The following is an 11,659-nucleotide window of genomic DNA, read 5'->3' as shown; positions in this document are numbered from 1 at the left end:
GGACCAGAAGGGCGACCAGCGCCTGGTCGCCTACATCGAACCCGACCCCGACACCGCCGTCGCCGACACCACCGCCCAGGTCGAGGAATGGCGCCACCTCTATGACGACACCTATACCGCCTCGGCCGAAGGGGCGTGGGGTGAGGACTTCCAGGGCTGGAACTCCAGCTACACCGGTGAGCCGATCCCGCTCGAAGAGATGCGGCAGTGGCGGGACGCGGCGGTGGCCCAGGTGCTGCGGTTCGCGCCGCGCCGGGTCCTGGAGATCGGTGTGGGTTCCGGTCTGCTGCTGGCGAAGATCGTCGGTGAGGTAGAAGAGTACTGGGGCACCGACATCTCGCCCACGGTCGTCGACCGGGTCCGGGCACAGGCGGAGGAGGCCGGCCACGGCGACCGGGTCCACCTCGGTGCCCAGGCGGCCGACGACCTCTCCGGACTGCCCCAGGGAACCTTCGACACCGTGATCATCAACTCGGTGGCCCAGTACTTCCCGAGCGCCGCATACCTCGACCAGGTGCTCACCCAGGCCATGCGACTCCTCGCCCCGGGCGGCCGGATCGTCGTCGGCGACGTCCGCAACGCCGCCACCCTCGGACTCCTGGCCACCGCGGTGCAGGGCGCGGCGCATCCCCATGCGTCCGTGAACGAGGTGCGGACGCTGGTGGAACAGGCACTGCTCGCCGAGCGGGAACTGGTGGTCGCTCCGGAGTGGTTCGCGGAGTGGGCGCGTGAGCATGCCGGTGGTGTGGACATCCGGCTGAAGGCGGGGCAGGCGCACAACGAGCTGACCCGGCACCGCTACGAGGTCGTTCTGCACAAGGATCCGGCCGACGTCCTCGAACTTTCCGGTGTGCCCGCGGTGGCGTGGGGCCGGGAAGTGTCCGGCCTGGCCGGCCTGGGTGGCTGCGTCGAGCGAGCGGGTGGCGGCCCGGTGCGGGTGACCGGCATACCCAACGCCCGGCTCATCGTGGAGGCCGCCGCGGCGACCTCCACCGGTACTCGGGGGACCGTCGTCGCCTCTGCCGGCATGGCGCTCGATCCGGAGGACGTCGTCGCCTGGGCGCGGCGGCAGGGCCTGGAAGCGGTCCTCACCTGGTCGGGCGAGGCCGTCCACAGCTTCGACGCGATCCTCCTGCCCGAACGGGAGGACGGGCGGCGGACCCTCTCCGGAGGCTTCGTTCCCGGTGGCGCCGCCGACCGTGTCCGGGCGAACGCCCCCGCGCTGGCCAAGGCGATCGGCCCGCTGCTGGCCGAACTGCCCGGGTACCTGCGCGAACGGCTTCCCGACTACATGGTTCCGGCCGCCTTCGTACCGCTCTCGCGGCTCCCGCTCAACCCGGCGGGAAAGATCGACCGGCGGGCACTGCCCGCGAAGCACACCACCACCGTGAGCAGCCGTGGGCCGCGCAACGCCCATGAAGAGAAACTGTGTGCTCTCTTCAGCGAGTTGCTCGGTCTGGAGAGGGTCGGTATCGACGACGACTTCTTCGCACTCGGCGGCCACTCGCTCCTGGCCACCAGGCTGATCAATCGCGCCCGTGCCGAGATGGGGATCGAGATTCCGATCCGTACGATCTTCGACCTGCCGACGGTGGCCGCGTTCGCCGAGTGGTCGCGGAAGGCGGCCACTCCCCAGCGCCTCCGGTTCGAGCCGCGCGACCGCACACGGGTGAACACCGGGACCGTGCTGTCCTTCGCGCAACGCCGTATGTGGATCCTGCACCAACTGGATCGCGGGGCTGCGACCTACAACATCTCCCCGACGTTCCGGCTCACAGGGCCACTGGACGAGGCCGCCCTGGCCGCCGCGATCGGAGACGTGGTCGCCCGGCACGAGATTCTGCGCACCACGTATGTGACGGACGGCGACGGTGAGCCTCAACCGAGAATCCTGTCGGCGGCACAGGCGCCGGTGCGGGTGCCCGTGATCGAGGTGGCGCCCGAGGACGAGTCCCGCGCGATCGACGAGGCCGCCGCGCACTGGTTCGATCTGGCGACGGAAATCCCTTTGCGGGCCACCCTGTTGCGCCGCTCCGCTCAGGAGCACGTCCTGGTCCTGGTCATCCACCACATCGCCACGGACGGCAGTTCGGGAGTGCCGCTGGCACGCGATCTGGCCGAGGCCTACACCGCACGCCTGGACGGCCGGGCGCCGCGGTGGGAGCCGTTGGCCGCGCAGTACGAGGACTACGCGCTGTGGCAGCGCGAGTTGCTCGGCGACGTGGCGGACCCGGACAGTCTGGCCGCGGCGCAGATCGCGTACTGGAGCGAGGAACTGGCCGGGGTACCACAGCCGTTGAGCCTGCCGCTGGACCGCCCGAGGCCCAGGGTGAGGAGCGCGGAGGGTGACGTGGTCGACGTCGTGGTGGAACCGGACCTGGCGGCCGGGCTGCGGAAACTGGCCGACGAACGCGGGATGACCATGGCGATGGTCGTCCAGGCCGCGCTGGGCGTGCTGCTGGGCAGGCTGGGCGGAGGCGAGGACGTGCCGATCGGCAACCCGATCGCCGGCCGCACCGACGAGGGGCTGGCCGACATGGTCGGGTTCTTCGTCAACACCCAGGTGCTACGGGTGGACCTGTCCGGCGATCCCTCGTTCGCGGACCTGCTCGCACGGGTGCGGGACAAGGCACTGGCGGCCTACGAGCACCAGGACCTGCCGTTCGAGATGCTGGTCGGGGCTCTCGACCTCGAGCGTTCCGCCGCGTACCAGCCGCTGTTCCAGGTGATGTTCGCCTGGCAGAACTTCGAGAAGCGGGAACTCGAACTCCAGGGCTTGAAGGTGGAGTTCGAGCAGCACCTCACGTCCACCGCACAGACCGACCTGATGTTCACGATGGCCGAGGACGGTTCGGGGGCGCTGCGAGGCGACCTCGTCTACGCGACCGCGTTGTTCGACAGAGGATCGGCCGGGGCCATCGCCGCCGAGTTCGTTTCGGTGCTGGACCAGTTGGTCGCCGCCCCGCAGTCGCCGATCAGCGCGATCGAGGTGCCGGAGGACCTACGAGCACGGCCCACGCAGCACACGACCACCGAGAACAGGCGTGGTCCGCGCAACTCCCAGGTGGAGAACCTGAGCGGCCGTGGTCCGCGCAACTCCCAGGAGGAGAACCTGAGCGGCCGTGGGGGGCCGAGCAACGCGCACGAAGAGAAACTGTGCGCCCTCTTCGGCGACTTGCTGGGCCTGGACACGGTCGGTGTCGACGACGACTTCTTCGAACTCGGCGGGAACGAGGACCTGGCCACCCGCCTCGGCGTCCGCATCCGCGAGGAGTTCGGCATCGACCTGCCCCTCAGGACGATCACCGGCCATCCCACGGTGGCCGAGCTGGGCGGGCTCGTGATCGTCGGCGGCACACCGGACGACCAGAGCGACTCGTACGGGGTCGTGCTGCCGCTGAACAGGGATCCCGGTACGGGCAAGCCGCCGCTGTGGTTCTTCCACGGAGGCGGCGGCCTGGGCTGGGCGTTCTTCACCTTCGCGCCGTACGTGAAGGACCGGCCCGCGTACTCCTTGCAGTCCCGTGGTTCCAACGGCAGGGATCCGCTGGCGGGTTCGGTGGAGGAGATGATCGACGACTACCTCGCCCAGATCCTCGCCGTCCAGCCGGAAGGCCCGTACCACCTGATCGGCTGGTCCTTCGGCGGCCCGGTCGTGCACGCCGCCGCCGCGGAGCTGGACCGGCGCGGCCACCGCGTCGGCCTCGTCGCCGTCCTGGACGCCCCACCGGCCACCACCGCCCCGGACAGCCCGTTCAAGCAGGTGGCCGGCCGGACCGCGGCGATGTACCGGGGGGATGTCGAGGAGGTCTTCGGCCAGTACATGAACACCGACAACCTGGACGGTTTCCTGGAGGACATGTCGAAGGTGGGCGCCAACAACCTCAACGCCATGGCCGTCTTCGCGTCACCGGTCTACCGCGGTGACCTGCTGTACTTCAATGCGAAGTCGGACAAAATCGACGGGCTGTCGTCGTACGGGCCCGGATGGCGGCCCTACGTCCTCGGTACCGTCGAGGAGTACGACGTGGACGCCTCGCACCACGACCTGCACATGCCCCGGCCCGCGGGTCAGATCATGGAGGTGATCGCCCGCAAGCTGGCACAGTGACCGGGTTGCCGGGAGGTTCAGTGCTCGCAGAGGGAGAACTCTCGTTCGTAGAGCTGCTCGTTGTGTTCGTCGACGAAGAACTTGCGTTCCTGCATGAGCTGTTCGCGGTAGCTCTTGGCTTCTTCGAGCGTCATGGTCGAGGTGTCGGACCATGGTTGCTGCGGTGGCACGTCGGACGTCGAGGTGATCTCTTCCGATGGGTCGACCAGGAAGAAGGCGAGAATCTTGCGATGCCCCGGGCGGGTGTGGTCCATGAGGCGGAATGAGCCGACGCGGTGCTGCAGGATGTTCGGGAACGCCAGGCAGCGGCCCTCCGGGGTCGACGCCGATCCCAGCATCTGGTTCAGCGCGTCTTCGTTCGCCAGGCCGTAGACCTCACGCACTCCGTTGTCGTCATTCTGTTCGTAGTTCGGGTCGTCGAGTGCCGCCCGGAAGCTCAGCTGGTTTTCGGTGATGTTCTCGCTGTCCCAGTAGTAGATGCCGGTCGAGACGATCCGCTCGTTCAGCATTCCCTCGACATGCCAGGATCCGCCGGGGTACTCGGGCTTGTCCGGGGTGAGATGAATGGTGGCGAGCTTGACGATGACCTGGAGACGGCGACCGCGCAGGTCGACCCGGGCGGATTCGTCAGGCAACTCGGGCGGGGTGAAGGCCGGGGCGTCCGGGATGGTCGGGCGGCGGGTCTCCCACCAGACGTCATGGGCCTCTTCCCATACACGGACAGCTTCTGCGTAGGCGTCACCGTCACCGTAGGAGGACTTGTCCGGATACTCCGGCTCCCGCGACTCGTACCACCCGTAAGGATCGGCCTCGATCCGCAGGGGCCGCGGATGGCGCAGATCGGTGAGCACGTTCTCCAGCAGTGGGCGCATGCGTGCGAACAAGTCCGGCAGGACGGAGGCGAGTTCGCGATGAGTCTCGGGGTGGACGTTGTTGACGTACGAACGGAAGGTGACATCGCCGTCGTCACTGACGTCGACGTCCGTGGGGAGCCATTGGAATTTCTCCGAGAATTCGTACTTCGAGTAGCGGCTCGTCGGGTTCTGCCAAGCCCGCTCGGGCCCGCCGCTCACTCCTTTCACCAGGCAGAACAGTGAGGGATGAACCAGATCCAGTACCTGGCCGTCGGATCCGGGATGCCAGTCCAGTTCTGCGTCGGGGACCCGTTCCAGAACCTGAACCGCCTCGCGCAGCCGGGAATTGAGTTTGTCGTCGACCAGGGTGTCCGACTGCCACACCCCGTCGACGGCGGACACCTCGACGCCGGTTCGTCCGTCCCTCAGCGCGGCGTAGTGCGCGAGTTCGGCGAGCACGTACGAAACCTGCGCTTCGGTGAGGCCCTGGGCGACCGCCTCTTGCGTCCACCGGGCCACGATGTCGGCGTCGTTCATCTTGTCGAACCACGCCGGCTTCGCCCGAATGTGTGCGCTGCACTGCATCATCTCCAGTTCCCGCAGCGTTCGCGGTGTCGCGAACGATAGGGAACGGGCAGCGTGAAAGGGCAGTGGGAAAGCAGTCAGGCCAGTCAATTCTCTCGGTCCTCCCAGTCGGTGTGCGGTGGCGCGAAGGATACTTCAGCACACTGACACCGCGGCTGTGGCCCCTGTCATCGCTGGTCAGGGCCGCAGGGCCTCGACTTGGTCGCGTGATGCCCGGACTGCCGTCACCTGCCGGGAAGTTGCACCCCTGTCGCAGAGGATGAAATTCGTTCAATGGTCAAATGGGGTCGACGCGTTCATCCATGAATTCTGAATGGATTGGGTTGTATTTCGACGCCCGCAGAAAACCTCAGTAGGCACTGCCTGTTCCGTCGGCCAGCGCCGGCACCTCATGTTCGGGGAACAACCCGCTGGCCCGCATCGCCTCGGCGGCTCGTGGGTCCATCAGGAGGACGATTCCCTCATTCCCACCCGTGCAGAGGGTGTGAGCACGCAGTGCGCTACGCCCGGCAGCGGCGAGCAGTTGGTTGACGACAGCCAAGGGACGGACGGTCGACAAAGCCCACGGACTTCCGCTCTCCCAGTCCGAGGGCCTCAGAACCACGCAACGGATCCCGTTGATCGAGACCGTGTAGTCGTCGGCGTCCCGGACCGTCTCGACCTCCAGCACCACGCCGTAGCGCACCAGAGCCGGTGCCAGCTCTCGAAGGAACCTCTCGACCCCGCCCTCGGCCAGTTCCTCTCCGTCCGCGAAGAACTCGACCTGGTCGCGGAGAACGTCGAAATCCAGCGGATAGCAGCCGGTCGCGGCCTCGGTCATCGCGGACTCACGCAGCTCCGCCGACAGGTGATCCCACAATCCGTAGCGGTTCAGCGCCTCGGCCATCACCCGATGACGCTCATCACCCCGCCACGGATCATCGTCCGGGTCCCTGAACCGAAACCTTCTTGCCGCTTCGCCGTCGAACGTCATGGGCCGACGCTACCGCGATGGTCTGACAGTGCCGCCGGCGCCAAGTAGGTGGGCCAACCGGTGCCGGACATGAAGTCACACTTGATCCGGGCCTCAGGCCAGGCGCCCGAGCTCAGGCAATCAGATCCTCTGGGACTGATGACGGTCCCGCCTCATCTGGGAGAAGTCCTCCGGGGCACCACACGACCGGCGGCGGGCCTGTCGTCGTCGGTCCCTCGGACGACCCGCAGACGGCCCGATCCTGCAAGGAGCCAGCCAGGGGCCTGGTGGATTCAGTTCCCCAGCGACGACAGGGCCGCCGCCACTCGTTCGCAAGCCTCCGGCGGGGTCGACGCGTGCGGGGAGAGCCGGAGCGAGTCGGCGCGTACCGTCGGGGTGACGCCCTCGGCGTGCAAGGCCTTCGCCACGACGGACGGATCGCGGTCCGGCACGGTGAAGGAGAGGATGCCCGCGCGGCGCGCCGGGTCGGCGGGGGAGAGGACGCGGCCGCCGTGTTCCTCGACCGTCTCGGTGAGTTCGGCGATCCGGGTGGCGATGGCGGCCTCGATCGCGGCGACTGTGTGCCGCTCGACGAGTTCGAGCGCGGCCGCGAACGCGGCGGCCGTCACCGGGCTGAGGTTGGTGATCGACCATCGCCGCGCGTCCGCCGCGGGCGGGTGTTCCGCGCCGTCGAAGAGACCGACGTCCTCGACGCCCGTCCAGCCGGTGAGGACCGGTTCCAGGGACTCCAGCGCGCGGTCGGACAGTGCCGCGAAACCGGTCGCCCAGCCCGCGCGCAGCCATTTCTGACTGCCCGCCACCACCACGTCGGCCGCGTCCCAGTCCATCGCGGCCACACCGAACGCCTGGATGGCGTCCACGATCAGCAGCCGGTCCGGTCCGATCGCCTCGCGCAGTGCCGCGAGGTCCGCACGGAATCCGGTGCGGAAGTCCACGGCGCTGACGGACACCGCGACGACGTCGTCGGTCAGTGCCGCGCGGACCAGGTCCGGGGTGACCCCGCCGCCGGTCGCCGGATCGAGCCAGCGGGGCGTGGCCCGGCCCAGGCCGGCGGTACGGCGCCACGGATAGTGGTTGGCGGGGAAGTCGGAGCGCGGCGCGAGGACCACACCCCCCGGGATGCCGAGGGCGGCGTGGAACAGCCCCGTGGAGGCGTTGGGGAGCAGCACGGTGTGCCGGCTGTCGGTGCCCACGAGACGCGCGGCCGTGTCCCGTGCGAGTGTTTCCGCGCGCATCAGGCCGTCCACGGTGGTGTGATCGGCGCGGGCGGACTCCTCCATGGCTCGCGTGGTGGCGGCCACGGCGTCCCGGGACGGCGGGCCGAACCGTGCGAAGTCGAGATACCCGGCGGGTGTGTCGAAGTGGGCTGCGTACGACGTGAGCACGGACTCGTTCCTCCGGGACGGTGCGGGTGGTTCGGGACGTGCGGGACGGGCGCGTCGGTCGGGTGTGGGGGCGGGGCCACCGGGTGGCGGTGCCGCGGGGGTGACGTACCCGGATCACCGGTTCTCGCCGTCCCGGGCGCGTTTCCACCCGCTTGTACGGTACGCGTCGCGCTCCGCGCACACCGGCCCGGGGGTTGGCCGCGGGCGCCGGCCGGGGTGTCGGCGCGGGTGCAGACCGCACAGAAAACGGGACGGCCGGGCACTCTCGGGGAGTACCCGGCCGTCCCGTTCACCGAAGCCGAAGCCGAAGCCGAAGCCGAAGCCGAAGCCGAAGCCGAAGCCGAAGCCGAAGCCGAAGCCGATGGCGCCGCCGTGGCTCAGTGTCCGGCGGATTCCTCGGGGCGCGCGTGGCGCGGCAGGAGGAACGCGAGCAGGAACGTCAGGGCCAGCATGCCGTCGACGATCCAGAGCAGCGTCTGCATGACGGAGCCGAAACCGCTCCGGAAGGCCGACGACGCGGTGGCCTGCAGCGCGGCGGGTATCCGGGCGCCGTCCTCGGGCGAGGTGACGGCGGAGCGGGTGTCCTTCTCCAGGCGCGCGCAGGACGCCGGGGTCGCGGCGGGATCCTTGGCCGTGGCACGGTCCGAGGTGCAGGTGCGCAGGCCGGACACGATGCGTTCCTGGGCCGCGGGCGCGACATGCGCGGCGGTCAGCTGTCCTCGCAGGCCGTCCGAGCGGTGGTCGACGGCGGTGGCGATCCCGCCGCCCAGCAGACCGAAGAACACCGTGCCGAGGACGGCCACGCCGAAGGCGCCGCCGAGCTGCTGGACCGCGGTCATCGTGCCGGACGCCGACCCCGTCTCGTGCTGTTCCACGCTGGCGAGCACGATGTCGAAGAACGGAGCCATGAGCAGGCCCATCCCGATGCCCGTGACGAGCAGCGAGGGCAGGAGCTGCCAGGGGCCGACGCCGGATCCCACCTGGTCGAGGGTCAGCCACACGCCGAACACACCGAGCGCCATGACCAGCGCGCCCGCCTGGAGCACGGCCCGGCCGAACCGGACCACACCCTGGGCGATACCGAAGCCGACGATCATGCCGCCCGACCAGGGCACCATCACCAGGCCCGCCTTGAGCGGCGAGTAGCCGAGGCCGATCTGGGTGTAGAGATTGAAGACGAGCATGAAGCCCTGCATGGTCGAGAAGAAGACCAGCCCGAGGATCATGCCGCCGCTGAAGCCGCGCTTGCGGAAGAGGCTCGGGACGACCAGCGGGTCCAGGCCGGACCTGCTGCGGCGTGACTCGTACACGGCGAAGGCGACGAAGACGACGACGGAGGCGCCCATCATCAGGAACGTCCACACGGGCCAGTCGTACTCACGCCCCTGGACCAGCGGGAAGATGATGAGCAGCGCGGCCAGGGAGACCAGGATCATGCCGGGGATGTCGAGGCGCGGCTTGCTGTCGGACCTGCCCCTCGGCAGGTAGCGCACGGCACCGAGGATCGCCGCGGCGCCCAGCGGCAGGTTGATGAGGAAGATCATGCGCCAGCCGGTGCCGAAGTAGTCGGCGTCGACCAGCCAGCCCGCCAGGATCGGCCCGCACACCGCGGACAGGCCCATGACCGGGCCGAACATGCCGAAGGCCTTCTGGGACTCCTTCGGCGGGAACATCTCCTTGATCATGCCGAGGCCCTGCGGCAGCATCACGGCCCCGAACAGTCCCTGGACGACCCGCGCGCCGATCAGCATCCCGGGGGACACGGACACCGCGCACAGCAGCGAACCCACGGTGAAGCCGGCGGCTCCGACCAGGAACATCGTGCGGCGCCCGTGAATGTCCCCGAGCCGTCCTCCGGTGACGAGTCCGACGGCCATCGAGAGGGTGTAGGCGGCGGCGAGCCACTGGAGCGTGGAGGCGTTGCCGCCGAGGTCGGCCCGCATGGAGGGACCGGCGATGTTCGTGACGACGGCGTCGAGGAGATCCATCACCTCGGCCGCGAGGATCACGAACAGCGCAGCCCAGCGCCACCGGTAGGGCGCTGGTGAGTCGATGGGCGTCTCGGCGGACGCGACACCGGTGGTGGACATCGGAAACTCCTCGCGAAGAGGCCGCGCCGGGGTAGGGCCGGGGCGCGGTGGGGCGGATGGATGTGGCTGCCCGGCTCGCCGTCACGAGGAAGAAGCAGGAGACGAGACGCCGGTGAACGCCGTTCACCCTAACAGAACAGTGCTCATCGATAGAACAGTGCTCACCTAGAGAACGGCGTTCATTAAGATATAGCGCAACTCTGCGACGACGACAAGATATATCGCGTTGTGCGGTGGTGAACGCCGCTCTCCAGGGGAGAACGCTGCTCTCCGGCGCCTAGACTGTCGTCATGAGCGACGCGGCCGCCGGCACCCCCGAATCACCCCCGCCGTCCCCCTGGGAGCGCGAGCGTCCCGTCCGCGCCCGCGTCGCCCCGGCGCGCGAGCCGCTGTCGCGCGAACGCATCGTCGAGGCCGCCTTCGTCGTGCTGGACCGGTCCGGTCTCGACAAACTGTCGATGCGTCAGGTGGCGGCCGAACTGGAGGTCGCGGTCTCCGCCCTCTACGCCTACGTCCGCTCCAAGGACGACCTCCTGGAGCTGATGTACACCCGGCTCTTCGCTAGCTTCACGCTGCCCGAGCCCGACCCCGAACGGTGGCAGGAGCAGGTGCGGGACTACGCGCGCTCCTGGCGGTGGCGTCTGCTGTCCCACCGTGACATGGCCAGGATCTCCATGGCGCACGTCCCCTTCACCGCCGAACTGCTGCCGTACGTGGAGTCGTTGCTCGCCATCTTCCGGACCGCGGGACTGCCCGACCGCATCGCGGCGGAGGCCGGTGACCTCATCTCCACCTACATCGACGGGTTCGTCCTGGAGGAGGGCATGTGGCAGGACCGGGCCGCCCAGCACACCGGCGGCGGCTCGCTGGCCCGCCCCGACTGGCGTGAGATGGCCGACGAGATGCAGAACTACTTCGCGTCCCTGCCCGAAGAGGACTTCCCCCATCTGCGAGCCCTGTCCGGGACGATGGTGACGGACTCCTCCGACGAGCGGTTCGACATCGGTCTGGAGATCATCCTGCGTGGTCTGGCGAGCTATCTCCCGGAGCGGAAGGCCTGAGCCCGGGGCGGGCCGCCGTGGATCCGTCCCGCCCCTCTCGGCTCAGTTGTTCCAGCTCTCGTCGTACGGATCGCGCGGCGTCGGGACCGGCCTCGCCGAGCTGACGTCGAGGTACGGGATGAGCCCGCCGTTGACCGGGTCCTTCGTGCGCCTGGGGGTGTAGCGGCCGGTGACTTCGAACCAGGTGTCGGGCCGCAGGACCGGCGGAATCCGTCCGGACAGGCCGATCTTGACCGGCTGGGCGTCGGCGGCACAACAGTTGAGGGCCATGCGGACGAGATAGGGAGCGCCTGCGCCGTCGAGCGCGACGAAACCGGTGATCTTCACCTGCCGGCCGTCGAGGGAGCGGCCGTGGCCGTACGCCGCCCTGCCCGCGTAGTCGACCAGCCCGAGGGGGACCGGGTCACCGGCGGGCAGCTTGGCGTAGCCGAAGGGGGCCTGGAGCGCCGTACCGGTGCGCATCGCGCTGTACGAGCCGAGGGCGGGCGGGGCGACCAGGATGAGCGCGAGCAGCGGGAGGACGAGGAGCCACGAGATCCGCGGTTCCCGATGCGCGTGTCCGTGTCCGTGTCCGTGCCCGGGCCCGGGCACGGCATCGTG

At 69.1% G+C, this 11,659-nt stretch carries 7 protein-coding genes; 2 read left to right on the top strand and 5 right to left on the bottom strand.

From position 1 onward, the window contains the following. Positions 1 to 4,111 (top strand): condensation domain-containing protein (locus ACFYW9_RS24875; protein WP_389154293.1); only part of this gene is annotated, 4,111 nt, incomplete at its 5' end. Positions 4,112 to 4,128: 17 nt separating this feature from the next. Here the strand turns inward: ACFYW9_RS24875 and ACFYW9_RS24870 are convergent. From ACFYW9_RS24870 to ACFYW9_RS24855, 4 genes are all read right to left on the bottom strand, one after another. Then, a complete protein-coding gene (locus ACFYW9_RS24870; RefSeq protein WP_389154290.1) occupies positions 4,129 to 5,640 on the bottom strand; it encodes a DUF4246 domain-containing protein in 1,512 nt (503 codons plus the stop codon). A gap of 259 nt (positions 5,641 to 5,899) precedes the next feature. Then, positions 5,900 to 6,523, bottom strand: coding sequence for a hypothetical protein (locus ACFYW9_RS24865; protein WP_389154287.1), 624 nt, complete (start codon positions 6,521 to 6,523; stop codon positions 5,900 to 5,902). 272 nt (positions 6,524 to 6,795) lie between these two features. Next, positions 6,796 to 7,908, bottom strand: a complete 1,113-nt coding sequence (locus ACFYW9_RS24860; RefSeq protein ID WP_389154284.1) for an aminotransferase class V-fold PLP-dependent enzyme — start codon at positions 7,906 to 7,908, stop codon at positions 6,796 to 6,798. Positions 7,909 to 8,285: 377 nt separating this feature from the next. Then, a complete protein-coding gene (locus ACFYW9_RS24855) occupies positions 8,286 to 9,998 on the bottom strand; it encodes an MFS transporter (protein WP_389154281.1) in 1,713 nt (570 codons plus the stop codon). Between the two features lie 290 nt (positions 9,999 to 10,288). On the opposite strand from ACFYW9_RS24855, the gene ACFYW9_RS24850 reads away from it, so the two are divergent. Further along, entirely contained in the window at positions 10,289 to 11,059 is a 771-nt protein-coding gene (locus tag ACFYW9_RS24850; protein WP_351865592.1) for a TetR/AcrR family transcriptional regulator, read from the top strand. A 42-nt stretch (positions 11,060 to 11,101) separates the two neighbouring features. Here the strand turns inward: ACFYW9_RS24850 and ACFYW9_RS24845 are convergent. Next, a partial coding sequence (locus ACFYW9_RS24845) for a TIGR03943 family putative permease subunit (RefSeq protein ID WP_389154276.1) occupies positions 11,102 to 11,659 on the bottom strand: 558 nt, incomplete at its 5' end.

Origin of the sequence: Streptomyces sp. NPDC002698 (genome assembly GCF_042888945.1) — a bacterium.
Classification (GTDB): Bacteria; Actinomycetota; Actinomycetes; order Streptomycetales; family Streptomycetaceae; genus Streptomyces.
This window is presented reverse-complemented; position numbering and strand designations above follow the sequence as displayed.

Excerpts from the sequence above, each read along its gene's own strand:
- ACFYW9_RS24865 (WP_389154287.1), bottom strand. The coding sequence starts at position 6,523 with ATGACGTTCGACGGCGAAGCGGCAAGAAGGTTTCGGTTCAGGGACCCG.
- ACFYW9_RS24855 (WP_389154281.1), bottom strand. The coding sequence starts at position 9,998 with ATGTCCACCACCGGTGTCGCGTCCGCCGAGACGCCCATCGACTCACCA.
- ACFYW9_RS24850 (WP_351865592.1), top strand. The coding sequence starts at position 10,289 with ATGAGCGACGCGGCCGCCGGCACCCCCGAATCACCCCCGCCGTCCCCC.